General features: G+C 67.7%; 23 protein-coding genes. 14 read left to right on the forward strand and 9 right to left on the reverse strand.

Features of this window, described 5'->3' with window-relative positions:
- Positions 1-57: 57 nt before the first annotated feature.
- Positions 58-1407, forward strand: coding sequence for an ATP-binding protein (locus F6X38_RS11255; RefSeq protein ID WP_150970024.1), 1350 nt, complete (start codon positions 58-60; stop codon positions 1405-1407).
- On the opposite strand, the gene F6X38_RS11260 is transcribed toward F6X38_RS11255, so the two are convergent.
- The 4 genes from F6X38_RS11260 to F6X38_RS11275 all read right to left on the reverse strand — a co-directional run bounded on the left by F6X38_RS11260 (position 1404) and on the right by F6X38_RS11275 (position 3729).
- Complete coding sequence (locus F6X38_RS11260) at positions 1404-1763, reverse strand: tRNA-binding protein (RefSeq protein WP_150969922.1); 360 nt, start codon at positions 1761-1763, stop codon at positions 1404-1406. The genes F6X38_RS11255 and F6X38_RS11260 overlap by 4 nt on opposite strands.
- 3 nt (positions 1764-1766) lie before the next feature.
- The gene (gene proC / locus F6X38_RS11265) at positions 1767-2591 is read right to left on the reverse strand and encodes a pyrroline-5-carboxylate reductase (protein WP_150969923.1); all 825 of its coding nucleotides are present in this window, start codon (positions 2589-2591) and stop codon (positions 1767-1769) included.
- Positions 2588-3040, reverse strand: coding sequence for a type III secretion system chaperone family protein (locus F6X38_RS11270; protein ID WP_425482849.1), 453 nt, complete (start codon positions 3038-3040; stop codon positions 2588-2590). The genes proC and F6X38_RS11270 overlap by 4 nt, the downstream gene beginning before the upstream one ends.
- A 332-nt stretch (positions 3041-3372) precedes the next feature.
- On the reverse strand, positions 3373-3729 hold the full coding sequence (locus tag F6X38_RS11275) for an accessory factor UbiK family protein (protein ID WP_150969924.1): 357 nt from the start codon (positions 3727-3729) through the stop codon (positions 3373-3375).
- A 95-nt stretch (positions 3730-3824) separates the two neighbouring features.
- Here F6X38_RS11275 and lgt point away from each other — a divergent pair, with 95 nt between their 5' ends.
- The 12 genes from lgt to F6X38_RS11335 all read left to right on the forward strand — a co-directional run bounded on the left by lgt (position 3825) and on the right by F6X38_RS11335 (position 16314).
- Complete coding sequence (lgt, locus tag F6X38_RS11280) at positions 3825-4706, forward strand: prolipoprotein diacylglyceryl transferase (RefSeq protein WP_150969925.1); 882 nt, start codon at positions 3825-3827, stop codon at positions 4704-4706.
- Entirely contained in the window at positions 4703-5791 is a 1089-nt protein-coding gene (locus F6X38_RS11285) for a class I SAM-dependent methyltransferase (protein WP_150969926.1), read from the forward strand. The genes lgt and F6X38_RS11285 overlap by 4 nt, the downstream gene beginning before the upstream one ends.
- 62 nt (positions 5792-5853) lie before the next feature.
- Positions 5854-6663, forward strand: coding sequence for a peptidoglycan editing factor PgeF (gene pgeF / locus F6X38_RS11290; protein ID WP_150969927.1), 810 nt, complete (start codon positions 5854-5856; stop codon positions 6661-6663).
- Positions 6664-6680: 17 nt separating this feature from the next.
- The gene (locus tag F6X38_RS11295) at positions 6681-7832 is read left to right on the forward strand and encodes a M24 family metallopeptidase (protein WP_150969928.1); all 1152 of its coding nucleotides are present in this window, start codon (positions 6681-6683) and stop codon (positions 7830-7832) included.
- A gap of 162 nt (positions 7833-7994) precedes the next feature.
- Complete coding sequence (locus tag F6X38_RS11300) at positions 7995-8927, forward strand: ribose-phosphate pyrophosphokinase (protein ID WP_150969929.1); 933 nt, start codon at positions 7995-7997, stop codon at positions 8925-8927.
- Between the two features lie 10 nt (positions 8928-8937).
- Positions 8938-9906: a magnesium/cobalt transporter CorA gene (gene corA / locus F6X38_RS11305; protein WP_150969930.1), complete on the forward strand. Its 969-nt coding sequence runs from the start codon at positions 8938-8940 to the stop codon at positions 9904-9906.
- A 42-nt stretch (positions 9907-9948) separates the two neighbouring features.
- The gene (locus F6X38_RS11310; RefSeq protein WP_150969931.1) at positions 9949-10878 is read left to right on the forward strand and encodes an EamA family transporter; all 930 of its coding nucleotides are present in this window, start codon (positions 9949-9951) and stop codon (positions 10876-10878) included.
- 169 nt (positions 10879-11047) lie between these two features.
- A complete protein-coding gene (locus F6X38_RS11315; protein ID WP_150969932.1) occupies positions 11048-11716 on the forward strand; it encodes a 50S ribosomal protein L25/general stress protein Ctc in 669 nt (222 codons plus the stop codon).
- Positions 11717-11737: 21 nt separating this feature from the next.
- A complete protein-coding gene (gene pth, locus F6X38_RS11320) occupies positions 11738-12460 on the forward strand; it encodes an aminoacyl-tRNA hydrolase (protein ID WP_150969933.1) in 723 nt (240 codons plus the stop codon).
- Between the two features lie 83 nt (positions 12461-12543).
- Positions 12544-13647: a redox-regulated ATPase YchF gene (gene ychF / locus F6X38_RS11325; protein ID WP_150969934.1), complete on the forward strand. Its 1104-nt coding sequence runs from the start codon at positions 12544-12546 to the stop codon at positions 13645-13647.
- Between the two features lie 80 nt (positions 13648-13727).
- Entirely contained in the window at positions 13728-15191 is a 1464-nt protein-coding gene (locus F6X38_RS11330; protein ID WP_150969935.1) for an oligosaccharide flippase family protein, read from the forward strand.
- A gap of 166 nt (positions 15192-15357) precedes the next feature.
- Positions 15358-16314, forward strand: a complete 957-nt coding sequence (locus tag F6X38_RS11335) for a glycosyltransferase (protein ID WP_161992724.1) — start codon at positions 15358-15360, stop codon at positions 16312-16314.
- A gap of 126 nt (positions 16315-16440) precedes the next feature.
- Here F6X38_RS11335 and F6X38_RS11340 read toward each other — a convergent pair whose 3' ends face one another.
- The 5 genes from F6X38_RS11340 to F6X38_RS11360 all read right to left on the reverse strand — a co-directional run bounded on the left by F6X38_RS11340 (position 16441) and on the right by F6X38_RS11360 (position 23334).
- The gene (locus F6X38_RS11340; protein WP_150970026.1) at positions 16441-17439 is read right to left on the reverse strand and encodes a cytochrome c1; all 999 of its coding nucleotides are present in this window, start codon (positions 17437-17439) and stop codon (positions 16441-16443) included.
- Positions 17440-17465: 26 nt separating this feature from the next.
- A complete protein-coding gene (locus F6X38_RS11345; RefSeq protein WP_150969937.1) occupies positions 17466-18761 on the reverse strand; it encodes a cytochrome b in 1296 nt (431 codons plus the stop codon).
- A 28-nt stretch (positions 18762-18789) separates the two neighbouring features.
- A complete protein-coding gene (gene petA / locus F6X38_RS11350) occupies positions 18790-19350 on the reverse strand; it encodes a ubiquinol-cytochrome c reductase iron-sulfur subunit (RefSeq protein WP_150969938.1) in 561 nt (186 codons plus the stop codon).
- 223 nt (positions 19351-19573) lie between these two features.
- Entirely contained in the window at positions 19574-21457 is a 1884-nt protein-coding gene (locus tag F6X38_RS11355) for an ABC transporter ATP-binding protein (protein ID WP_150969939.1), read from the reverse strand.
- Positions 21454-23334 (reverse strand): ABC transporter ATP-binding protein, encoded by a 1881-nt coding sequence (locus F6X38_RS11360; RefSeq protein ID WP_150969940.1) that lies wholly within the window; start codon positions 23332-23334, stop codon positions 21454-21456. The genes F6X38_RS11355 and F6X38_RS11360 overlap by 4 nt, the downstream gene beginning before the upstream one ends.
- Positions 23335-23422: 88 nt before the next feature.
- Here F6X38_RS11360 and F6X38_RS11365 point away from each other — a divergent pair, with 88 nt between their 5' ends.
- On the forward strand, positions 23423-23917 hold the full coding sequence (locus tag F6X38_RS11365; protein ID WP_246191301.1) for a tRNA (cytidine(34)-2'-O)-methyltransferase: 495 nt from the start codon (positions 23423-23425) through the stop codon (positions 23915-23917).
- The last annotated feature ends 191 nt before the right edge of the window (positions 23918-24108 follow it).

The following is a 24108-nucleotide window of genomic DNA, read 5'->3' on the forward strand; positions in this document are numbered from 1 at the left end:
AAGCCCGAGGCCGGCGGCTGGAGCCGGATCGGCAGCCTGATCTACGGCGCCCTCGTCATGCCGTGGCGGCGCGGACCGCTCCGCCCGATCCCGCGGTTCTTCGCGCGCAGCATGCCGAAGGGCATCTTCCCCCGCTCGCTGATCATTATCATCGCGCCGATGGTGCTGCTCCAGTCGGTGCTGGCCTTCGTGTTCATGGAACGGCACTGGCAGATGGTGACGCAGCGCCTGTCGGCGGCCGTCGTGCGCGACGTCGCGTCGATCATCGACATGATCGAGACCTTTCCGCAGGATGCGCGGATGTCGCAGGTGATCCGCATCGCCGACCAGGACATGGACCTTGACCTGACGGTACTGCCGCCTTCTGCCCTGCCGGCGCCGGTGCGCAGCCCGATCTTCGACATCCTGAACGGCATCCTCGGCAGCGAGATGGCCGACGAGGTGAAACGGCCGTTTTGGCTCGACACCACCAGCAATCCGAACTCGGTCGAGATCCGCGTCCAAATCCCCGACCACGTCCTGAAGATCGTCGCCAAGCGCAAGTCGGTCTACGCCTCGAAGACCTACATCTTCTGGATCTGGATGGTCGGCACGTCGCTCGTCTTGATCGTGATCGCGATCCTGTTCCTGCGCAACCAGATCCGGCCGATCCAGGCGCTCGCGGAAGCCGCCGACAACTTCGGGCGCGGCCAGCAGACGCCCGCCGACTTCCGGCCGGCCGGCGCCTCGGAGGTGCGACGCGCCTCGCTCGCCTTCATCCAGATGCGCGACCGCATCGAGCGGCAGATCGAGCAGCGCACGCAGATGCTGAACGGCGTCAGCCACGATCTCCGGACGATCCTGACGCGGTTCCGGCTGCAACTCGAGTTCATGGACGAGTCCGAGGACAAGCGCGAGCTGCAGCGGGACGTCGAGGAGATGCAGCGGATGCTGGAAGGCTATCTCGCCTTCGCCAAGGACGAGCAGGGCGAGGATGTCGGCGAGCTCGACCTCGAGCAGATGATGCAGCGCCTGCAGTCCGACGCTGACCGCAAGGGCAAGTCCGTCGAGACGGATGTCGACGGCGACCCGCTGATCACGGTGCGGCCGGACAGCTTCACGCGCCTCGTCACGAACCTCGTCGCGAACGCGGTGCGGCACGCGAACCGGATCAGCGTGCGGGCCCGGCACGAAGGGCGCTGGCTCACCGTCGCCGTCGAGGACGACGGCCCAGGCATCCCGGCCGAGAAGCGCGACGAAGTGTTCAAGCCGTTCGTGCGGCTCGACACGGCGCGCAATATCGACGCGGGCGGCACCGGTCTCGGCCTGTCGATCGCGCGCGACATCGCCCGCAGCCACGGCGGAGACATCCTCCTGTCGGACTCGTCGATGGGGGGATTGAGGGCGTTGGTGCGGATTCCGGCCTAGAACAGCCGGCCGCCGTTCGGCACGGCGTGGCCGGGGCCGAGCAGAACGACCTCGCCCGCCTCGTCGGGCACGCCCAGCGTCAGAACTTCGGAGCGCATCGGCCCGATCTGCCGCGGCGGGAAGTTGACGACCGCGATCACCTGCCGCCCGACCAGTTCGTCCGGCTCGTAGTGGACGGTAATCTGCGCGGAGGACTTCTTCACGCCGATCGCCTCGCCGAAATCGATCATCAGCCTGATCGCCGGCTTGCGCGCTTCCGGGAAGGGCTCGGCGGAGACGATGGTGCCGACGCGGATGTCGACGCGCATGAAGTCGTCGAACGCGATCTGCGGTTCGGGCGCGGTTCCCGCGGTCATCGATCAGCCTTCGGAGAGTTCGGCGGCGCGACGCTTCGCAGCTTCCACGGCCCTTCGCATCAGCGGCGCGAGACCGCCCTCGCCCATCAGCACATCGAGGGCCGCCTGCGTCGTGCCGTTCGGCGACGTGACATTGCGCCGAAGCACGGCCGGCGCGTCTTCGGATCGGACCATCAACTCGCCAGCGCCGGCCACCGTATGGCGCGCCAGCGTCATCGCGAGTTCCGGTGTGAGGCCCGCCGCCTCGCCGGCGGCCGCCAGCGTCTCGGCGAGGAGGAACACGTAGGCGGGACCGCTGCCGGAGACGGCCGTCACCACGTCGATGTCGGCTTCCTTCGCGACCCAGACGACCGGTCCGCAGGCGGACAGCAACGATTCCGCGAGGTCGCGCACCTGCTGCGACACGTTCTCGCCCGCGAAGCATCCGGTGATGCCGCGGCCTATCAGGGCGGGCGTGTTCGGCATGGCGCGCACGATGGCGACCCCGTCGCCGAGATGGTCGGCGATGGTCTTCGTGGTGGTTCCGGCCGCGACGGAGATGACGATCGTCTGCGGGCCGACGGCGGCGCGAACCGGCGGCAGCGCCGTGGCCATCGTCTGCGGCTTCACCGCGAGGACGACTACGTCGAAGCGCTCGTCCGGCACGGCGGTCGAATGGGTCAGGCGGCCGGCCTCGATCGATGCGCGAAGCGCTTCGCCCGGCTGCGGATCGACCACGTGGATGGCGCCGGCGCTGCCCTGCTCCGCCCAGCCGCGCGCCATGGCGCCGCCCATGTTGCCGCCGCCGAGCAGGAGGACGCGGCCGGCAGTTCGAGGCTTGTCGCTCATGCGTTGCCGACGGTCTCGAACAGCGAGCAGGCCAGCGCGTCGGCGGCCGACTTGCCGCTCCAGGCGACGAACTGGAACGCCTGATGGAAGCGCTCGCAATTCTCGACCGCCGAGGCCAGCAGCCGCTCGGCCTGCTGCGAGGTCGCGTCCGCCCCGCCGGCCAGCAGCAGGGCGTGGCGGAACATGATCGCCCCTTCCTTCGCCCAGAGGTCGAAGTGGCCGAAGATGAGCTGCTCGTTGATCCGCGACAGCAGCTTCAGGACTTCCGTCTCGCGGTGGGTCGGAACGGCGAGGTCGAAAGCGCAGCCGAGATGCAGTGCCTCGCACGCCTCGATCCAGGCGAACGACACCGAATACTGCGTCCAGCGTCCGGCGACCGAGAGCGCGAGTTCGTCGTCCCCCGCCCGTTCGAACGCCCATTCGCGCGACGACGCGACGAACTCCACCATGTCGACGGGGTTGTCGCGCCGCTGCTCGATGTCCGTGTCCTCGATCGTCCGCAAGGCGAGGCCTTCTCCGCAAGATGGGCGGATGGTCGCCGCCGACGCGGAGCGCGGTCGCGAATCATCCATAGGAATCAGTCTACAGATGCGGATTCTTCGACCGAAGGGGGCAATCGAGATATTAAGAGATTCGTCGCGAAGCGGCCTCGCGGAGCGCTTCCGGCCGAACGCCTAAGCGACTCAAGCGACTCCGGTTTCGCGGGTCGGCGCGCCGGTGGAAAACGGCGCGCATTTCTGTGGGCAACCTGTGGATAACCGGTTTGCCGCTAACGAACGCCTTACGGTCCGGGCGCGACGGGCGGCTCCTGCCCCGACATCGGCTCCGTTCCGGCGGACGGCATCGAGGACGCCGACATCGTCGGCCCGGGGTTCGGATGGACACCGCCGAATCGCGCTTCCAGCTCGGCGAGGCGACGCTTCAGCGCCTCGTTCTCGGTGCGGGCCTTCGCCGCCATGTCGCGTACCGCCTCGAACTCCTCGCGCTGTACGAGGTCCATCTGGCCGACGAGGCGCTCGCCCTGCGCGCGGAAGAAGGTCTCCATCTCGCGCCGCATGCCCTGCGCGGCGCCGGCGGCGTCGGTCATCATGCGGGCGAAATCGTCCAGGACGCGGTTCGGGCCTCGGGGGGATACCATGGACGGAGCTCCGGTTCGGGAATGAAAAGCCTGCTTTTGAACTAGGCATGGCCGTTGCCCTTGGCAATGCCGCGCTTTGGCAGCAAAAGGCGCGCATGCTTTCGCTTCCCGCAGCCGGCCTGCTCGCCTATCCGCGTATCGATCCGGTGATCCTCCATATCGGTCCGATCGCCCTCCACTGGTACGGCGTCGCCTATGTCGCCGGCATCGTCTGCGGCTGGCTCTACGGCCGCCACCTCGTCGGCAATCCGAGGCTTTGGCCGGGCGGCGTCTCGCCGATCACGAAGGAGCAGATCGACGACTTCATCCTCTGGATCACGCTCGGCATCATCCTCGGCGGAAGGCTCGGCTCGGTCTTCTTCTACGATCTCGACCGCTACATCGCGAACCCGTTCGCCGTCTTCGCCGTCTGGGACGGCGGCATGGCCTTCCACGGCGGGTTGATCGGCGTCGTCCTCGCGATCGTCGGCTTCACCTGGAAGAACCGGGTGCCGGTCTTCTCGCTGATCGACGTGGTCGCGGCCGCCGTGCCCTTCGGCCTGTTCTTCGGCCGCATCGCCAACTTCGTGAACGGCGAACTCTGGGGCGCGCCGACCGACGTGCCCTGGGCGATGGTGTTCCCGACCGGCGGCGACGTTCCGCGCCATCCGAGCCAGCTCTACGAGGCGGCGCTGGAAGGCGTCATGCTCTGGCTCGTCCTGCGGGTGCTGACCCATCGTCTCGGGGCGCTCGGGCGACCGCGCCTCGTCGGCAGCGTCTTCATCGGCCTCTACGGCTGCATGCGGATCTTCGTCGAGTTCTTCCGCATGCCGGACGCGCAGCTCGGCTATCTCTACGGCACGGACTGGTTCACGCGCGGCATGGAACTCTCGATCCCGATGCTGCTCGTGGCCGCGTGGGGCATCGCGACGGCGAAGCCGCGCAGCTACGCACCGCCTGCGGTCGCGAATGTCGGCGAGGTACCCGCGCGGCCATGACGCCGCTCGGCGAGCGCATCGCGGCTCTCATAAGCCGCGAAGGACCGATCACGGTCGAGCGCTACTGGAAGATGGCGCTGTTCGACCCCGACCACGGCTACTACGCGACGCGCGACCCGTTCGGACGCGGCGGCGACTTCACCACCGCACCGGAGATCAGCCAGATGTTCGGCGAGCTGGTCGCGGCATGGCTGCTGGCGGCATGGCGGGCACTCGGCACCCCGCGCCCCTTCGTCCTTGCCGAGATCGGGCCCGGGCGCGCTACCCTGATGGTCGATATCCTCCGTACCCTTCGCCGGCTGGACACCGGCTGCCTCGGCGCGGCGCGGATCGCGCTGGTCGAAACCAGTGATCGACTGGCGATGCTGCAATCCGAACGTCTGGCACCCTTCGACCTGCCGATCCGGCATACGAAGCGGATCGAAGACGTCGAGGCCCTGCCGCTGCTCCTTGTCGCCAACGAGCTCTTCGACGCTGTCGCCATCCGCCAGTTCGTCGCCGGCGCGGACGGGTGGCGGGAGCGCCGCGTGGCCGTTCGCGACGAACGCCTCGCATTCGTCGATGCCGCGCCGGAACCGGAGGCGCTGCCCTTCCTCGCCCGGCTCGGATCGCCACCGGACGGCAGCGTGTTCGAAGCCTCGCCGCTTCGCGTGCGGATCGCGGGCACGATCGCGGAGCGGATCGTGCGCCACGGCGGCGCGGCGCTGATGATCGACTACGGCCATGCCGAGCCCGGCTTCGGCGACACGCTGCAGGCGGTGCGCGCCCATGCCTATTCCGATCCGCTCGCCGAGCCGGGCTTGGCCGACATCACCAGCCATGTCGATTTCGCCGCGCTTGCCGCGCGCTTCCGGCATGCCGGGGCGTCGGTCGCGCCGATCGCGACGCAGGGCGATTTCCTCCTCGCGCTGGGGCTCCGCGAACGCGCCGCGGCGCTGGGGCGGGCCGCGAGCAAGGCCGAGCGCGAGACAATCGTCGCGGCGGCCCGCCGCCTCGCCGGAAGCGGGGACGGCGAGATGGGGGAACTGTTCAAGGTCCTCGTCGCGGCCTCGCAACCCCTGCCGCTACCGCCGTTCCCGGTCTGAGCCGGCCGCTGCCGGCAGAGTTCCGATTGACTTCAACTGCCGCCTGAACCACCCTCCGGCGCATGTCGGACCATCGCATGATAGAAACCTCCGGCATCCGCGATGCGGATGTCGTGCGGGACGAAACCCTTTCGCGCCTTTCCGGCATCCGGCACGCCTTCTTCACGCGCAGCGGCGGCGCGTCCGGCGGCATCTACGAGAGCCTGAACGCCGGCATCGGCTCGAAGGACGATTCGGACGCCGTGGCCGAGAACCGGCGGCGGATGACCGCTTGGCTCGGCATCGCCGATGCCGACATCGCGACGCCGTGGCAGGTGCATTCCGCCGAGGCCGTCGTGGTCGAAGCACCGTTCGACGGCGAGCGACCGCGGGTCGACGGCATCGCGACCGCGCGGCGCGGCCTCGCGGTCGGCGTCGTCACGGCGGACTGCGGCCCCGTGCTCTTCGCGGACGCGGAAAACGGCGTCGTCGGCGCGGCGCATGCCGGCTGGCGCGGCGCGACCGGCGGGGTGCTGGAGGCGACGATCGAGGCGATGGAGCGCTGCGGCGCGAAGCGGCCGCGCATCGTCGCCGTGCTCGGCCCGACGATCATGCAAGCGAACTACGAGGTGGACGCCGCGATGGCCGAAGGCATCGTCGAGGGCGACCTCGAGGCGGAGCGGTTCTTCGCGGCCGGCCGCTCGGCCGACAAGCGGCAGTTCGACCTGCCAGGCCTGATCGTGCGCCGTCTGGAGCGGGCGGGGGTCGCATCCGCGGGCTTCGTCGGGCGCTGCACCTATGGCGCGGAGGCCGACTTCTTCTCCTACCGGCGCACGACGCACCGGGGCGAGCCGGACTACGGCCGGCAGCTATCCGCGATCGTGCTCGAATAGCGGAGGCTCGAGGGACGATGCTGCACTTCACGCGCGAGGAGTTCGACTCCCGCAAGAATCGCCTCCTTGCCGAGATGGCGGAGCGCAAGCTCGACGCGATGCTGCTCTTCGCGCAGGAGTCGATGTATTGGCTCACCGGCTACGACACGTTCGGCTTCTGCTTCTTCCAGTGCCTCGCGGTGAAGGCGGACGGCGAGATGCGCCTCCTCACCCGCTCGGCGGACCTCCGGCAGGCGCGGCACACCTCGGTGCTGGAGACCGTGACCGTCTGGCGTGACCGCGGGCAGGCCGATCCGACGATCGATCTCCGAGACATGCTGGACGAGATGGGCCTGCTCGGCGCGCGGATCGGCGTCGAATGGGCGACGCATGGCCTGACCGCGGCGAACGGGCGGCTCTTGGAAGCACGGCTCGGTTCCTTCGCCTCGCTGAAGGAGGCCTCCGACCTCGTGCCGGCCTTACGCGTGATCAAGAGCCCGGCGGAGATCGACTACGTGCGCGAGGCGGCGCGGCTTGCCGACGACGCGTTCGACGAGATGCTGCCGCTGGTGAAGTCGGGGGCGGACGAGGCCGAACTGCTTTACGCGCTGCAAGGCTCGATCCTCCGGGCGGGCGGCGACTATCCCGGCAACTCCTTCATCCTCGGCTCCGGCGAGGATGCGCTGCTCTGCCGCTACAAATCCGGTCGCAGAAAGCTCGACGCGCAGGACCAGCTCACCGTCGAATGGGCCGGCGTCAAGGCGCAGTACCATGCCGCCGTAATGCGCACCGTCGTCGTCGGCCAACCGACGCCGCGCCATCTGGAGCTTCACGCGGCGGCACGGGAAGCGCTCGCGGCGGTGGAGGAGGCGATGCGCCCCGGCCGCACCTTCGGTGAGGTGTTCGACGCCCATGCGGGCGTGATGGAGGCGCACGACCTCGTGCGACATCGCCTCGGCGCCTGCGGCTATTCGCTCGGCGCCCGCTACGCGCCGTCCTGGATGGAGCCGCAGATGTTCTATTCGGGCAATGCCGACCCGATCCAGCCGGCGATGACGCTTTTCGCGCACATGATCATCATGGATTCCGACAGCGGGACCGCGATGACGCTGGGGCGCACCTATCTCACCACCGACGGCGCGCCCGACCCCCTGTCGCGGCTGACGCTCGACCTGCCCGTGGCGGATTGAGAAGTCTCCGCTTTACCGCACCGCAAAATAATTCGCGGCGCGAGCGGCTTACGCGGGGCGGACGTGATTTGCTTCCGCCGGCTTTGTTGATATCAGCCCGCCGAAACGAAACCTGGTGCGGTTCCAAACTGCGCCGGGACGCTTGAGACGGCGGGCGCAACGATGAAACTATTCGTCGGCAATTCCAACCGGCAGCTCGCCGAGGCGATCGCGAAATACCTGGAGAAGCCGCTCGGTCTCGCGACCGTCCGGCGCTTCGCCGATCAGGAGATTTTCGTCGAGATCCAGGAAAACGTGCGCGGCGAGGACTGCTTCGTCATCCAGTCGACGTCGTACCCTGCCAACGATCACCTGATGGAACTCCTCATCATGATCGATGCGCTGCGCCGGTCTTCCGCGAAGCGCATCACCGCCGTCCTGCCCTATTTCGGCTACGCCCGGCAGGACCGGAAGGCGGGCGGCCGCACCCCGATCTCGGCCAAGCTCGTGGCGAACCTCATCACCGAGGCTGGGGCCGACCGCGTGATGACGCTCGATCTCCATGCCGGTCAGATCCAGGGCTTCTTCGACATCCCGACCGACAACCTGTTCTCCGTGCCGCTGATGGCGCGCGACATCAAGGAACATCAGGACCTGTCGAACACCATGGTCGTCTCGCCGGATGTCGGCGGCGTGGTGCGGGCCCGGGCGCTCGCCAAGCGCATCGACGCGCAGCTCGCCATCGTCGACAAGCGGCGCGAGCGGCCGGGCGAGTCCGAAGTGATGAACGTCATCGGCGATGTGCGCGGCCGCGATTGTCTGCTCGTCGACGACATCATCGATTCCGGCGGCACATTGTGCAACGCCGCCGACGCGCTGCTCGCCATCGGGGCGAAGAGCGTCAAGGCCTACATCACCCACGGCGTCCTGTCCGGCGGGGCCGTATCCCGCATCGCCGCCTCGAAGCTGCAGGAACTGGTGATCTCCGACTCGATCCAGCCGACGAGCGCGATCCTGAACGCGCCGAACATCCGCGTCGTCACCACTGCCAACCTCCTCGGCGAAGCGATCGCCCGCACCACGACGGAACAATCCGTCTCCAGCCTGTTCGACTGAGACCGCTGCGATGACCGTGGTCGCCGCCTACGCCTACGCGAACGGCAAGCGCGCCCGCGAGGTCTCGATCGCGCGGCCCGAGGACGTCAGGATCGGCGACAAGGAATTCGTATGGATCGGCATCGTCGATCCGACCGACGACGAGCTGGACCAGCTCAAGACCTGCTTCGACCTGCACCCGCTGGCGCTGGAGGACGCGGCGCAGGATCACCTCCGGCCGAAGCTCGACGTCTACGGCGACGAGCTGTTCATCGTCGCCCGCACGGCACGGCTGGAGGAAGGCGAGATCGCCTACGGCAAGACCGCCATCTTCGTCGGCGACCGGCACATCATCACGGTGCGCACCGGTTCCTTGCGCGACCATACCAAGCTGCGCGCGCATCTGGAGGAGTCGCCGCACCTCCTGAAATACGGCGTCGATTACGTGCTCTGGGGCATCCTCGACTTCGTGGTCGACTGCTACCTGCCGATCGTCGAGTCCTTCGAGGAAGAGATTCTCGACACCGAGCGGCGCGCGCTCGACGCCTTCCTGTCGCGCGCCGAGATCAACCGCATCTTCACCATCCGCCGCGAATTGATCCGCTTCCGCCGCATCATGGGGCCGATGGAGGACGTGATGTCGAAGCTCGGGCATCTCGAGCTCGACTTCCTCGACGCCGAGGCGCGGCCCTACTACCGCGACGTCTACGACCAGGTGCAGCGGGCCGCGAGCCGCGTCGACGGCGCGCGCGAAGTCATCTCCTCGGTGCTGGAAGCCTCGAGCCTCCTCGAACAGCAGCGGCAGGGCGAGATCACCCGCCAGCTCGCGGCGTGGGCCGCGATCCTCGCCGTGCCGACCGCGATCGCCGGCATCTACGGCATGAACTTCGACGTCATGCCGGAACTGCATTGGCGATACGGCTACCCGTTCGCGGTGAGCCTGATCGTCGGGATCGGCGGCATCCTGTTCTGGCGGTTCCGCAAGGCCGGCTGGCTCTGAGATCGCTTCTCGAGTGTCTCCCAATCTGAAACAAGCGCCGGCATGAATTCCACCCTCCCCCTTCGCCACATCCTCCTTGCCGTCGCGGTCGTCGCGGTGTGGGGCACGAACTTCGTGGTAATCCGCGTCGCGCTGGATCACCTGCCGCCGTTCCTGTTCGGCGCGCTGCGCTTCACCCTCGCCTGCCTGCCGGGCATCTTTCTTGTCCGTAAGCCGGAGGTCCGCTGGCGCAGCCTCGCCGCCTATGGGCTGCTGATCGGTTCCGGTCAGTTCGGCCTGCTCTACTACGCGATGCGCGCTGACATTTCGCCCGGTCTCGCCTCGCTCGTGCTGCAGACGCAGGTGTTCTTCACCATCGGCCTCGCGCTCCTCATCGCCAAGGAGCGGGTCAGGTCCTACCAGGTGGCCGGCCTAGTGCTCGCGGCGCTCGGCATCGCGACGATCGCGCTCCACACCGGCGGCTCGACTACGCCCTTCGGCCTGTTTCTCGCGCTGACGGCTGCCCTCAGCTGGGCCTGCGGCAACATCGTCGCCAAGCAAAGCGGGGTGCGCTCGATGCTGCCCTTCGTGATCTGGGCGAGCCTGTTCTCCGCGCCGCCGCTCTTCGCGCTCAGCTTCGCGTTCGAAGGCTGGGACGCGATCCGCGCCGGCATCGCGAATGCCGACGTCGGCACCTGGGCGACGGTCGTCTGGCAGACGGTCGGCAACACGCTCTTCGGCTACGCCGCCTGGGGCTTCCTCCTGTCGCGCTACCCGGCGGCGTCCGTCACCCCGATGGCGCTGCTCGTGCCGATCTTCGGCATGGCGGCCTCGACCTTCTGGCTCGGCGAACCGCTGCCGGCCTGGAAGCTCGCCGCGGCGGCTCTCGTCATCGGCGGCCTCGCGCTCGGCATGCTGGCCGGGCGCTGGCAGGACCGGCGGCTTCTCGCCCGTGCGGCGCAGGCCGCGCCGCCGCCCGGATCCAGCGCCTGACCGCCGGCCGCCTTGCGCGAATTTCCGCTTGCCGGTATAGCCCGCTTGCCCGCGCGGACACCCTTGGAGGCAGCGCGGGCGTGAAGCGGCCGCGAGGCCGCTTTTCGTCGTTTCGGTCCGGCCTCGCCGGATACCGGCGGCAGCTCCGAAAACGAAAAGGACTTCAGCCATGAGCGAGACCTACACGGTCAAGGCCGAAGCGCGCGAAAAGGTCGGCAAGGGGGCCGCCCGAGCGCTTCGTCTCAAAGGACTAGTGCCCGCCGTCATCTACGGCGACAAACAGGAACCCCTTCCGATCGCGGTCCCCTACAAGGAGACGTTCCTGAAGCTTCATGCCGGCGGCTTCAAGACGACCGTCGCGAACATCGAGGTCGGCGGACAGACCATCAAGGTCCTGCCGAAGGACTTCCAGCTCGATCCGGTCAGGGACACCCTCATCCACGTCGACTTCCTGCGCGTTTCGGACCGCACGATCGTGACGGTCGCCGTCGCGGTGCATTTCGAGAACGAGGACGACGCGCCCGGCATCAAGGCCGACAACGGCACGCTGAACATCGCGCATCACACCGTCGAGGTGGAGTGCCCGGCGCAGTCGATTCCGGACGGCTTCACCATCGACCTGACCGGCAAGAAGATCGGCGACGCGATCCATGCGAGCGACCTCACGCTGCCGGCGAACGTCAAGCTGACCGAGGGCGCGGAAATGGTGATCGCCACCATCGTGCCGCCGATGGCGGAAGAGGTGGACGAGCTCGACGCCGAGGCGCCGGTCACCGAGGTTTCGGAACAGGAGCCGATCCCCGGCGAGGGTTCCGAAGGCGAGACCGACGACAAGTAGTCGTCAGGCAGGGAGTCCGGCATGCTCCTCTTGGTTGGGCTCGGCAATCCGGGCCCGCAATATGCCGGACACCGCCACAACATTGGCTTCATGGCGCTGGACGAGATCCAGCGCCATCCCGGCTTCTCGCCCTGGAGCCGCAAGTTCAAGGGCGAGATTTCCGAGGGCCAGATCGGCGGCGAAAAGGTGCTGCTCCTCAAGCCGCTGACGTTCATGAACGTTTCCGGCGAGTCGGTCGGCGATGCAGCGCGGTTCTACAAGCTGGAGCCCGACCGGATCGTCGTGATCCACGACGAGCTCGACCTCGCCCCCGGCAAGGTGCGGGTGAAGACCGGCGGCGGCAACGGCGGCCATAACGGCCTGAAATCCATCGACGCGCATCTCGGCAAGGACTACCGCCGGGTCCGGCTCGGCATCGGGCATCCTGGCTCGAAGGAACGGGTGAACGGCCACGTGCTGTCGGACTTCCACAAGACGGATCGCGACTGGCTGGAGCCGCTGCTGGAAGCGGTCGGGCGCAACGCGGAAGCGCTTGTCCGGGGCGAGGATGCGCAGTTCATGAACCGCGTCCACGTGGCGACGAGCGGCGGCGACGAGCCGGTGTCGGCCAAGGGCTCGGCCGCGCCGGCAAAGGCCAAGGGACAGAGCCATATCCGGCAGGCGCGGTCCGGCGGCAAGCCCGCGCTTCCGGTCACCGGACCGATGGCCGACATGCTGAAACGGATGTTCGGCCGCAAGGATTGACACGCCCCGTGCCGTTGACCCGGCGGCGATCGCGTACGAAACAGCCCTGAACGGGCGAGAACATACCGAAGGACGAGAACCCGATGGGTTTCAGATGCGGCATCGTCGGCCTGCCGAACGTCGGCAAGTCGACGCTCTTCAACGCGTTGACCAAGACGGCCGCCGCGCAGGCCGCGAACTATCCGTTCTGCACGATCGAGCCGAACACCGGCGACGTCGCCGTGCCGGACGAGCGGCTGACGAGGCTCGCCACCATCGGCAAGTCGGCGCAGGTCATCCCGACGCGCATCACCTTCGTCGACATCGCGGGCCTTGTCCGCGGCGCGTCGAAGGGCGAAGGGCTCGGCAACCAGTTCCTCGCCAACATCCGCGAGGTAGACGCGGTGGCGCACGTGCTGCGCTGTTTCGAGAACGACGACATCACGCATGTCGAGGGCCGCATCGATCCGGTTTCCGACGCCGAGACGGTCGAAACCGAACTGATGCTGAGCGACCTCGAATCCACCGAGCGGCGCATCGTGCAGGTGCGGAAGCGCGCGCAGGGCAAGGAGAAGGAGGCGCTGACGCTCCTGCCCGTCATGGAGGCGGTGCTGGCGAAGCTGCAGAACGGCGAGCCGGCGCGGGTGCTGCTGAAGGGCATGGCGGCGGAAGAGACCGCTGTCCTGAAGGGGCTGAACCTCCTGACCTCGAAGCCGGTCCTCTACGTCTGCAACGTCGCGGAAACCGACGCCGCGAGCGGAAACGACTATTCGAAGGCGGTCGAGGCGATGGCGGAGCGCCAGGGCGCGGCCAGCGTCGTCATCTCCGCCGCGATCGAGGCCGAGGTCGCGCAGCTACCGGACGAGGAGGTGCCGGACTATCTGGAGGCGCTCGGCCTCGCCGAGCCCGGCCTCGACCGGCTGATCCGCGCCGGCTACGGCCTGCTCGGCCTCATCACCTATTTCACCGTCGGCCCGAAGGAGACGCGCGCCTGGACGGTGCGGCGCGGCTCGAAGGCGCCCCAGGCGGCGGGCGTCATCCACACCGACTTCGAGAAGGGCTTCATCCGGGCCCAGACCATCGCCTATGCCGATTTCGTCGGCCTCGGCGGCGAGGTCGCGGCGAAGGAAGCCGGCAAGGCGCGCGACGAAGGCAAGGAATACGTCGTTTCCGACGGCGACGTGATGATGTTCAAGTTCAACAACTGATTCGACCCCTCGCGCGGAGCGATGGCGATGCCATCGGGACTGCCCTTCGATAGCGCCGGAGACGCGCGCGACGCGCCCGCATGAGCGGCGGCGCCGGCGATCTGCGCCGCACCGCCGTTCGTGCCTTCCTTTGGTCGCTGGTGCAGAACTGGGGCGGCCGCGCCGTTGCGATGCTGGTCTTCCTGGTTCTCGGCCGCCTGCTGTCGCCGGGCGAGTTCGGCCTTGCCGCCTCGGCGATCCTGGTCTTCAGCGTCGTATCGCTCGTCTCCGAACTCGGCTTCGGCGACGCCGTGATCCAAAACAAGAAGCTGGAGCCGGAAGACGCGAACGCGCCGTTCTTCCTCGCCCTCGGACTGTCGGCCCTCCTCTCGCTGGTCGCCGCGCTCCTGGCCGATCGCATCGCGGCGCTGATGGGAAACCCGCAGCTCGCGCCGCTGCTGATGGTCACGTGCGCCGCCGTCCCGTTCGCGGTCGCGACGGGTTTTCAGGAAGCGATGCTGAAGCGCGCGCTGGAATTCCGGCGGCTCGCGCTGCGCACCCTCGCCTGCGGCGTCGCGGCCGGCTTCGTCGGCATCGGCATGGCGTTCGCCGGCTTCGGCGGATGGGCGCTCGTCGGTCAGTTCGTGGCGCAAATCCTCCTCGGCTTCGTCTGGCTATGGGCGCGTCCGGTCTGGCGGCCGAACTTGCGGATCAACCTCGTCGCCCTGCGCACGATCGGCACGTTCGGGTCCAACCTCATCGCGTCGCGCCTCGTGGATTTCGCTGCGCAGCGGACGGTCGATTTCCTCATCGTGACGCAACTCGGAACCGCGTCCTACGGGGTCTTCGCGCTGTCGAACCGGCTCTACCAGTTCCTGATGCAGCTCTTTCAGAACAGCGTCTCGAGCGTCGGCCTTACCGTGCTCTCGGAAGTGTCCGACGATCGCGACCGCATACGCCGTCTTTTCGTTCGCACGACCTCGATCTCGGCCATGCTGGGAGCCCCTCCGTTCTTCCTGCTCGCCGGACTCGCGCCGGAACTGCGGGAACTGGCCTTCGGGCCCCGCTGGACCGGAGCCGAGGCCGTCATGACGCCGCTCCTGCTCGTCGGCGGCGTCCACAGCATCCTGTTCGGCGCCGGCTCCTACCTGAACGCCGCGGGGCGCCCCGATCTGCTGCTGCGCCTGATGCTACTGAAGGCAGGTCTCGTCCTGCTGCCCATCCTCCTTATCCGGCCCGCGCAGCCGGATACGCTGGCCGTCGTCTACGCGGCCGGGCTCATCGCCGAAGCGCCGTTCACCATCCACGCCACGCTGCGAACGCTTAGCCTGCCCTGGATGGCGCTGGCCCGGCCCGTCGGCGGACCGATGCTCGCCGGGGTTGCAGCGTTCGCCGCGTTGCGCTCTGTGGATACATACGTTACATTCCGTGACGGAATGTGGCTGGACGGCGGGTGTAAGACAGCAGTGTTCGCCGGCGTTCATCTTATCGTTGTGACATCTCTGGCTCGGGGGCCGATGGGAGAGAATGTCGCCTTCCTGAGAGGCGCATTGCTTCGGCGCTGAGCCCGCGAAACCGCGAGGGACGGGGGGAAAAGCGTCTGATCTCGACCGAATCTGGGCCGTACCGGTGTATCGGCGCGTGCGATCGTCTCCTTCACGCCGGATGCGTCCGCCTCGCCCGTACCGGGAGTGGCGGGCCATTGAGGCTCGGTTCGCCGAACGTCTCAGAATGCGCAAGCTGACGATCTGCATGCCGGCCTTCGAGCGGCCGCACCTCATCGGCGAGGCGATCGAGAGCTGCTTCCGGCAACGCTTCCGGCCAATCGAGATCATCGTGGGCGACGACTCCGTTTCCGACGAAGTGGAACGTGTCGCGGTCTCCATGCAGCCGCCCCCCGGAGTGGAGCTGCATTATCGCCGCAACCCCGAAACGCTCGGCCAATCGCGCAACGTCAACAGCCTGATCGAGCAGGCAACCGGGTCGCACCTGATGCTCCTGCACGACGACGACCTGCTGTGCGACGGCGGCGTGGATATTCTGGCGAGCCAACTCGAGGCCCACCCGAACGCGACATGCCTCTACGGCCTGCAGTACATCGTGGAAGAGGACGGGACGATCGTCGCCGAGTCGACTAGCAGCTGGAACCAGCGCGACCGGCGGGTCCCGCCTTGGGCGGGCGTTCAGGCGTCGCCGCTGCGGGCGGCACTCTGGCATCAGGTGCCGAACAACGGCTACCTTCTCGACGCGCAGGCCGCGAAGGCCTCGCCCCTCCGCAGCGAGGAACTCGTCGGACACGCCGTCGATGCGGATTTCATCATCGGCATCGCGAAGAAGGCGGAAGCCGGCAGTTTCGTCTTCGTTCCGGAATACGTCTCGAAGTACCGGCTCACCCGGAACTCGATCGCGCGATCCAGAGCCATCAACACGCGCGAGGACCTTTTCTTCGACTCCGTCCTGGCCGATCAGGAGCTCGAGCGCGAGGACGACGCCCGCGACGACCTCCTGCGGCGCATAGCGGTGGGAGCGGCGCTCGACGCCGCCATGGCCGGTAGGCGCATGGAAGCGCTGCGCATCATGGGATCCAGATACTACGGCGCACCGTGGCTGAGCCGCTGGACCGGGTATCGACTGATGGCGGTCGCAACCCCCGGCGTGGCCGAAAAGATCAAGCAGTTCTTCGTCTGAGGCTGCGGCCGGCGGCAGCGCGAGAGCGATCGTGACACCGATCCGGGAGCGGCGCGCACGGGGCCGGAAACGACGAAGGGGCCTTTCGGCCCCTCCATCCCATCCCGTTCCGGCGCGCCAACCCGTTCAGTGCGGCGTGTCGGACCAGACGCGGCGCTTCACCAGCGCCAGCAGCACCGAGAAGGAGATGAGGAACACGATCACGACCATGCCGGTCGCCTTGCGCTCGACGAGATGCGGCTCGGCGGTCCACATCAGGAAGGCCGCGACATCGCGGGCGTACTGATCGAGCTTCTGCGGCGTGCCGTCGTCGTAGGTGACCTGATCGTCCTGGATCGGCTGCGGCATGGCCAGCGCCGGTCCGGCGATGAAATGCGGGTTGTAGTGGGTACCCGGCTGCACCACGACACCTTCCGGCGGGGTGCGGCCGTAGCCGGTCAGCAGCCCGTGGATGTAGTCCGGTCCGCCTTCCTGGTACTGCGACCAGGGGAAGATATCGAGAAGGAAGGTCGGGAAGCCGCGCTCCACCGCCCTCGCCTTCGCCATCAGCGACAGGTCCGGCGGCGCCGCGCCGTTGTTCGCGGCGGCCGCGGCTTCCGAATTCGGATAGGGCGACGGGAAGTAGTCGGACGGGATGCCCTTGCGCGTTACCATCTCGCCGTCCGCGTTCGGCGTCGGGTCCTGGATGTCGTATTCGGCGGCGAAGGCCTTCACCTGGCCTTCGTTGTAGCCGAGCGCGCGGAGATCGCGGAACGCCACGAGCTCCAGCGAATGGCAGGCCGAGCAGACCTCCTTGTAGATCTTCAGGCCGCGCTGGAGCTGGGCGACGTCCCAGTGGCCGAACGGCCCCGCGAAGGACCAGTTCAGCGTTGGCGGATGCTCCAGCGGGTAGTGCGGCGTATCGGAATGCGCCTCGGCCTCCGGCGTGTCGTGCGACGGGCCGTTGCCGAAGCCGGTGCCCTCGCCGGATGTCGCCGCGCCCGGATTGCGCGCCTGCGTATCGCCCGGCGTCGTCGCGGGCGAAACCTTCTCGGAGGTCGGCACCGCCGGCTTCGGCGCGTCCTGCGCCAGGGCGGGCGCTGCCAGGAAGGCCGCCGCGCAGGCGGCGGCCAGAAGCGTCTTCATGGTCATGGTTCCCCTCGGCCGCCCCATCAGCCCTTGGTTTCCGGCGAAGCCGCCGCGGCGCTCGGCATGGCATGTCCCGCATGCCGCCCGAGCACCGCCTCGGTAATCGAGGCCGGCAGCTTGCGCGGTGTCTCGATCAGCCCGAGCACCGGCAGGACGATCAGGAAGTGCGCGAAGTAGTAGATCGTGCCGATCAGCGCGAGCGTCGGATAGATGCCCTCCGCCGGACGCGAACCCAGCCAGCCGAGGACGACCGCGTCGGCCGCGAAGATCCAGAAGAAGATCTTGTAGAGCGGCCGGTAGGCGGTCGAGCGCACGCGGCTGGTGTCGAGCCAGGGCAGGAAGAACAGGACGATGATCGAGCCGAACATCACCAGCACGCCACCGAGCTTCGAGTCGATTGGACCGATGTTGAAGGTGATGGCGCGCAGCATCGCGTAGAACGGCAGGAAGTACCATTCCGGCACGATATGCGCCGGCGTCTTCAGCGAGTTTGCCGCGATGTAGTTGTCCGGGTGGCCGAGATAGTTCGGCAGGTAGAACACGAAGTAGGCGAAGAGCGCGAGGAACACGACCATCGCCAACCCGTCCTTCACCGTCGCGTGCGGGGTGAAGGGGACGGTGTCCTTCGACGCCTTGACCTCGACGCCGGTCGGGTTGGTCTGGCCGACGACGTGCAGCGCCCAGACGTGCAGCACGACGACGCCGGCGATCATGAACGGCAGGAGGTAGTGCAGCGAGAAGAAGCGGTTGAGGGTCGCGTTGTCCACCGCGAAGCCGCCGAGCAGAAGCTGCTGGATCGGGTCGCCGATCAGCGGAAAGGCGGTGAAGAAGCCGGTGATCACGGTCGCGCCCCAGAAGCTCATCTGGCCCCACGGCAGGACGTAGCCCATGAAGGCGGTCGCCATCATCAGGAGGAAGATCACGACGCCGAGGATCCAGAGCACCTCGCGCGGCGCCTTATAGGAGCCGTAGTAGAGGCCGCGGAAGATGTGGCAGTAGACGGCGATGAAGAAGAACGAGGCGCCGTTGGCGTGCATGTAGCGGAGCAGCCAGCCCCAGTTCACGTCGCGCACGATGCGCTCGACCGAATGGAAGGCCAGCGCCGAAGAGGCGGCATAATGCATGGCGAGGACGACGCCGGTGAGGATCTGCAGCCCGAGAAACAGCGCCAGGATGCCGCCGAACGTGTAGGCGTAGTTCAGGTTGCGCGGCACCGGGTAGGCGATGAACGAGTCGTAGACGAGCCGGGGCAGCGGCAGGCGGGCATCGAGCCAGCGCATGACGCCGTTCTGCGGGACGTAGGATGAATGGCCACTCATGGGTCTTGCGCTCTCCCCTTCCCGGATCTCAACCGATCCGGACGGTCGTGTCGGAGATGAATTCGAACGGCGGGATCGCCATGTTCTGCGGCGCGGGTCCCTGCCGGATGCGGCCGGCCGTGTCGTAGGCGGAGCCGTGGCACGGGCAGAACCAGCCGTTGAATGGGCCGGACTGGCCGAGGGGGATGCAGCCGAGATGGGTGCAGACGCCGACCATCACGAGCCACTGCTCCTTGCCCTTGGCGGTACGGTTGGCATCCGTCGCGTCCGCGTCGGAAGCGAGGTTCTCGTTGCGGGCGACGGGGTCCTTCAGGTCGGCGAGCGGCACCTGCTTGGCGGCCTCGACCTCTTCGGGGGTCCGCTGCCGGATAAACACCGGCTTGCCGCGCCACTTCGCGGTGATCGACTGGCCGGCGGCGACGGACGAGACGTTGACCTCGATCGCGGCGAGAGCCAGCGTGCCGGCGTCCGGGTTCATCTGATCGATGAACGGCCAGACGGCAGCCGCCGCGCCGACGGCTCCAGCGGCGCCCGTCGCGATGTACAGGAAGTCGCGGCGGGTCGGCTCTGCAGTCTCGTTCACGCTCACGCTCGGGCGCTCCTTGTCGATTCCGATGCTTCCGGACGCGGCATTTCTGACGGGAACCGGATGCTTCCGCAAGCGATCGGGAAGCTCGTGGCAGCTTTCCCGTACTTTCAGATTGGACGCGTTCTAGGCGGCAGGTTTTCGCTTGTCCAGCGCATATGGGCAACGCCAGCCACCATGTCGCTGCGACAGGAAGGCTCCGGGCAAGCGAGCGGGCGCGAGACCGCTATTCCGCCGCTTCGCCGGCGAGGAAGCCGCCGGACTGGCGGGACCAGAGGTCGGCATAAAGGCCACCGCGCCGGATCAGGTCGGCATGCGCCCCCTCTTCGACGATCCGGCCCTTGTCGAGCACGATCAGCCGGTCGAGCGCCGCGATGGTCGACAGGCGGTGCGCGATGGCGATGACGGTCTTGCCGGCCATCATCGCGGCGAGGTTCTCCTGGATCGCGGCCTCCACCTCGGAATCGAGCGCCGAGGTCGCCTCGTCCAGGACGAGGATCGGCGCGTTCTTCAGAAGCACCCGCGCGATGGCGATGCGCTGACGCTGCCCGCCGGAGAGCTTGATGCCGCGCTCGCCGACATGCGCGTCGTAGCCTTCCCGGTCGCGCAGGTCCTTCAGGCCCTCGATGAAGTCCTCGGCGTTGGCGCGGCGTGCCGCGGCGACGATCTCGTCTTCCGGGGCGTCTGGGCGGCCGTAGGCGATGTTGTCGCGGATCGAGCGGTGCAGCAGCGACGTGTCCTGGGTGACGACGCCGATCCGCGAGCGCAGCGAGCCCTGCGTGACGCCGGCGATATCCTGCCCGTCGATCAGGATGCGCCCACCTTCGAGATCGTAGAGCCGCAGCAGGAGGTTGACGAGCGTCGTCTTGCCGGCACCGGAGCGGCCGACGAGGCCGATCTTCTCGCCCGGCCGGACCAGCAGCGACAGGTTCTCGATGACGCCGGACCCCTTGCCGTAGTGAAACGTCACCGCCTCGAAGCGGATTTCGCCGCGCGCGACCTCAAGCGGCTTCGCGTCCGGCCGGTCGAGCAGTGCCGGCGGCGCGGAAACGGTCGCGACGGCGTCCTGCACCGTGCCGTAGTTGCGCACGAGACCGTTGATGTTGAACATCATCCAGCCCGACATCTGGTTGAGGCGCAGGACGAGGCCGAGCGCGGTCGCGACGGCGCCCGACGTGATCGCGCCGGTCTGCCACGCATGGATGGCGAGCACGCCGATCGCCGTGATCATCAGGCCGTTCAAGACGTTGACGGCGGTTCTGACACCGGTGAGCGAACGCGTCAGCTTCCGTACGTTCTGAAGAAACTGCTCGAAGCCGTCCCGGACATAGGCGTCCTCGCTGCGCTCGGCATCGAACAGCTTCACGGAGAGGATGTTGGTGAAGGAATCGACGATCCGCCCGGAAACGACGGAGCGGGAATCCGCCGTGGCACGGCCCCATTTGCGGATGCGTGGCAGGAGCCGCACTACGATCCAGAGATAGCCGAGCGCCCAGACGAACAGGACGAGCGCCATCCACGGATCGATCGTGCCGAGGATCGCGACGCCGAGGATCACGAAGGTGACGAAGCTCCAGAACGTCTGCAGCAGCGTCACCACGAAGTCGCCGGCCGCCTCGCCGACCTGGACCACCTTCTGCGCGATGCGGCCGGCGAAGTCGTTCTGGAAGAAGGTGTAGGGCTGGTCCATCAGCCGCCGGTACGACTGCCAGCGGATGCGGCTGTAGAAGCTCGGAACGATCACCTGCTCTTCGAACAGCGCGCCGGCGAAGAGCACGAGCGAGCGTACGACGAGCGTCAGCCCGAGCAGCGCCGCGAGCAGCCAGAAGTGATCCGTAAGCAGGGTTGCCGGGCTGGACGACTCCAGCGCGTCCACCACCCAGCCGACGCCGGAATAGAGCATCGCCTCGACGCCGCCGGTGAGGCCGCCAGTGACGAGCAGCCCGAGAAGCGGCAGCTTCGCCTGCCTGGCGAAGTGCCAGATGAACCGCCATGCGACGTTCGGCAGCGGCGTCAGCGCGCCGATCCGCGCGCCGCCGGCGACTTCGCGGTCCGCGTCGCCGAACGGATCGACGACGTTCTCGAACCAGCGAAGGAAGCGGTCGATCATTCCGCCGCCTTGGCTGCGGGCTGCGCGGGATCGTCGGCGTCGATGAAGCCGCCGACCTGCCGACGCCAGAGATGCGCATAGAGGCCGTCGGCCGCCAGCAGCTGGTCGTGCGGCCCCTCCTCCACGATCCGGCCCTTGTCGAGGACGATCAGCCGGTCGAGGCTGGCGATGGTGGACAGGCGGTGCGCGATGGCGATCACCGTTTTCCCCTCCATCAGCCGGTAGAGGTTCTCCTGGATCGCCGCCTCGACCTCGGAGTCGAGCGCCGAGGTCGCCTCGTCGAGGAGCAGGATCGGCGCGTCCTTCAGCATGATCCGCGCGATGGCGATGCGCTGGCGCTGGCCGCCGGAAAGCTTGATGCCGCGCTCGCCCACCTCGGCATCAAGGCCGGAGCGGCCTTCCTGATCCACCAGCCGCTCGATGAAGTCGCGTGCCTCGGCCCGGTCGACGGCGCGCATGAGATCGGCGTCGGATGCTTCCGGCCGGCCATACATGACGTTCTCGCGGATCGAGCGGTGCAGCAGCGAGATGTCCTGCGTCACCATGCCGATCGCCGAGCGCAGCGAACCCTGCGTGACGCCGGCGATGTCCTGCCCGTCGATCAGAATGCGGCCGGACTGCACGTCGTAGAAGCGCAGCAGCAGGTTGAACAACGTCGTCTTGCCGGCACCGGAGCGTCCGACAAGGCCGACCTTCTCGCCCGGCCGGATCGTCAGCGAGAAACCCTCGACCACCGGTCCCGCGCCGCGATGCGGCCGCGCCGTCGCGTAGGAGAAGCCGACGTTCTCGAAGCGGACCTCACCCTGCGCGACCGCCAGTTCCTTCGCGCCCGGCCGGTCGGTGAGCGCGATCGGCTGGGCGAAGGTCGCGGCGCCGTCGCGGATCGTGCCGATGTTCTCGAAGAGGTCCGAGATTTCCCACATCACCCATTGCGACATGCCGTTGAGGCGCAGCACCAGACCGACCGAGACGGCGATCGCGCCGACCGTCACCAGCCCGTTCAGCCAGAGGGCGATGCCGAGCGCGCCGACCGAGAAGAGCAGAAGGGCGTTCAGCACCGTCAGGCTGATCAGGAAGCCGTTGATCAGCCGCCCCTGCCCGTAGACGGGATCGAGGAAGGAGGTCATCGCGTCGCGCGCGAACGCCGCCTCGCGCCGCGTATGGGCGAAGAGCTTCACCGTGCCGATGTTGGCGTAGGCGTCGACGATGCGTCCCGTCATCAGGGCGCGGGCATCGGCCTGCCGCTCCGCCACCGCCATCAGCCGCGGGATGAAGAAGCGCAGCAGCACCGCGTAGAGCGCCAGCCAACCGAGGAACGGCAGCACCATCTGCCAGTCGGAGGCGGCGACAAGCACCAGCACGCCGCCGAAATAGACCGCGACGTAGAGCAGGACGTCGATCGACTTCGTGATCGCCGACCGAAGCGCCAGCGCCGTCTGCATCATCTTCGTCGCGACGCGGCCGGCGAACTCGTCCTGGAAGAAGGCAAGCGACTGGTCGAGCAGCCAGTTGTGCACCATCCAGCGGAACCGCATCGGGAAGTTGCCGAACAGCGCCTGGAACAGGATCAGGCCGTTGACGAAGATCGCACCGGGCAGGACGAGCAGAACGACGAGGGCCATGCCTGCCAGCCACCAGCCCTGGCTCGCGAGGAAGGTCGCGCGGTCGAGACCGTTCAACCAGTCGACGATGTGGCCGAGGAAGCCGAAGAGCGAGACTTCGAGCACGGCGATGAACGCCGACAGCACCGCCAACCACGCGAACAGCGGCCAGAGCGGTCTGGCGTAGAACCAGACGAAACGCCAGAACGTGGCGGGTGGGCTGCCGATCCGCTCCTTCGGAAACGGCTCGACCAGCCTTTCGAACAAGGCGAACATGAACTACCGATCGTTGCGTGCGTGTTGCGGTCGGCGCGCACGCCATGTCCGCCCGTATCGCGACCGGATATAGGAGCAGCGTCCCGAATTGTCAGCCGAAGATGCCGCCGGGGAGGACCCGGCCGGCCGCCCCTCGATCGCGCTGTACCAGCCCGACATCGCCGGCAATACGGGCACGATCCTGCGCACCGCGGCCTGTCTTGGACTCGCGGTGCACCTCATCGAACCGGCGGGATTCGACGCCTCCGACCGCGCCCTGCGCCGCGCCGGCATGGACTACCTCGAGATGGCGGCGCTGACCCGACATTCCGGTTGGGACGCGTTCGACGCGTGGAGGCGCGAGGCGCATCGGCGGCTGATCCTGTTCACGACGCAGGCCGAGACGGCGTATACGCTGGCCCGCTTCGAGGCAGGCGATATCCTGCTGTTCGGCCGTGAAAGCGCCGGCGTGCCACCCGGTGTCCACGCCGCCGCCGACCTTCGCGTCACCATCCCCATGCGGCCCGGCGCGCGCTCGTTCAACCTTGCCGTCGCCGTCGGCATAGGCGCGGCCGAAGCCCTCCGGCAAACCTCCAGCCGGTAGAGTACATCTGCCGATATATAGCTAGTTAGTTTCTCGCAACTCTTGATTGATCTTCTTCACTGCTAACGATCTCGCGGAACCGAATTGGCGAACGGACAGAAAACCTTAAGCCGGGCCGAATAGAGTCCCAGCATCGCATCCGGGATCGCAGGGAGCTCGAAGTGCAGGGGTCGGACAGGGTTCCGGCGGAG

Source organism: Plantimonas leprariae, assembly GCF_008802405.1.
GTDB classification, from domain to species: domain Bacteria; phylum Pseudomonadota; class Alphaproteobacteria; order Rhizobiales; family Rhizobiaceae; genus Plantimonas; species Plantimonas leprariae.

Coding starts and splice junctions, on each gene's coding strand:
- F6X38_RS11360 (WP_150969940.1), bottom strand. CDS start 23,334: ATGTTCGCCTTGTTCGAAAGGCTGGTCGAGCCGTTTCCGAAGGAGCGG.
- F6X38_RS11275 (WP_150969924.1), bottom strand. CDS start 3,729: ATGGTATCCCCCCGAGGCCCGAACCGCGTCCTGGACGATTTCGCCCGC.
- F6X38_RS11355 (WP_150969939.1), bottom strand. CDS start 21,457: ATGATCGACCGCTTCCTTCGCTGGTTCGAGAACGTCGTCGATCCGTTC.
- F6X38_RS11270 (WP_425482849.1), bottom strand. CDS start 3,040: ATGGTGGAGTTCGTCGCGTCGTCGCGCGAATGGGCGTTCGAACGGGCG.
- lgt (WP_150969925.1), top strand. CDS start 3,825: ATGCTTTCGCTTCCCGCAGCCGGCCTGCTCGCCTATCCGCGTATCGAT.
- F6X38_RS11300 (WP_150969929.1), top strand. CDS start 7,995: ATGAAACTATTCGTCGGCAATTCCAACCGGCAGCTCGCCGAGGCGATC.
- corA (WP_150969930.1), top strand. CDS start 8,938: ATGACCGTGGTCGCCGCCTACGCCTACGCGAACGGCAAGCGCGCCCGC.
- F6X38_RS11310 (WP_150969931.1), top strand. CDS start 9,949: ATGAATTCCACCCTCCCCCTTCGCCACATCCTCCTTGCCGTCGCGGTC.
- pth (WP_150969933.1), top strand. CDS start 11,738: ATGCTCCTCTTGGTTGGGCTCGGCAATCCGGGCCCGCAATATGCCGGA.
- ychF (WP_150969934.1), top strand. CDS start 12,544: ATGGGTTTCAGATGCGGCATCGTCGGCCTGCCGAACGTCGGCAAGTCG.
- F6X38_RS11315 (WP_150969932.1), top strand. CDS start 11,048: ATGAGCGAGACCTACACGGTCAAGGCCGAAGCGCGCGAAAAGGTCGGC.
- F6X38_RS11330 (WP_150969935.1), top strand. CDS start 13,728: ATGAGCGGCGGCGCCGGCGATCTGCGCCGCACCGCCGTTCGTGCCTTC.
- F6X38_RS11340 (WP_150970026.1), bottom strand. CDS start 17,439: ATGAAGACGCTTCTGGCCGCCGCCTGCGCGGCGGCCTTCCTGGCAGCG.
- F6X38_RS11335 (WP_161992724.1), top strand. CDS start 15,358: ATGCGCAAGCTGACGATCTGCATGCCGGCCTTCGAGCGGCCGCACCTC.
- F6X38_RS11260 (WP_150969922.1), bottom strand. CDS start 1,763: ATGACCGCGGGAACCGCGCCCGAACCGCAGATCGCGTTCGACGACTTC.
- F6X38_RS11255 (WP_150970024.1), top strand. CDS start 58: ATGCCGTGGCGGCGCGGACCGCTCCGCCCGATCCCGCGGTTCTTCGCG.
- F6X38_RS11285 (WP_150969926.1), top strand. CDS start 4,703: ATGACGCCGCTCGGCGAGCGCATCGCGGCTCTCATAAGCCGCGAAGGA.
- pgeF (WP_150969927.1), top strand. CDS start 5,854: ATGTCGGACCATCGCATGATAGAAACCTCCGGCATCCGCGATGCGGAT.
- F6X38_RS11295 (WP_150969928.1), top strand. CDS start 6,681: ATGCTGCACTTCACGCGCGAGGAGTTCGACTCCCGCAAGAATCGCCTC.
- proC (WP_150969923.1), bottom strand. CDS start 2,591: ATGAGCGACAAGCCTCGAACTGCCGGCCGCGTCCTCCTGCTCGGCGGC.
- F6X38_RS11345 (WP_150969937.1), bottom strand. CDS start 18,761: ATGAGTGGCCATTCATCCTACGTCCCGCAGAACGGCGTCATGCGCTGG.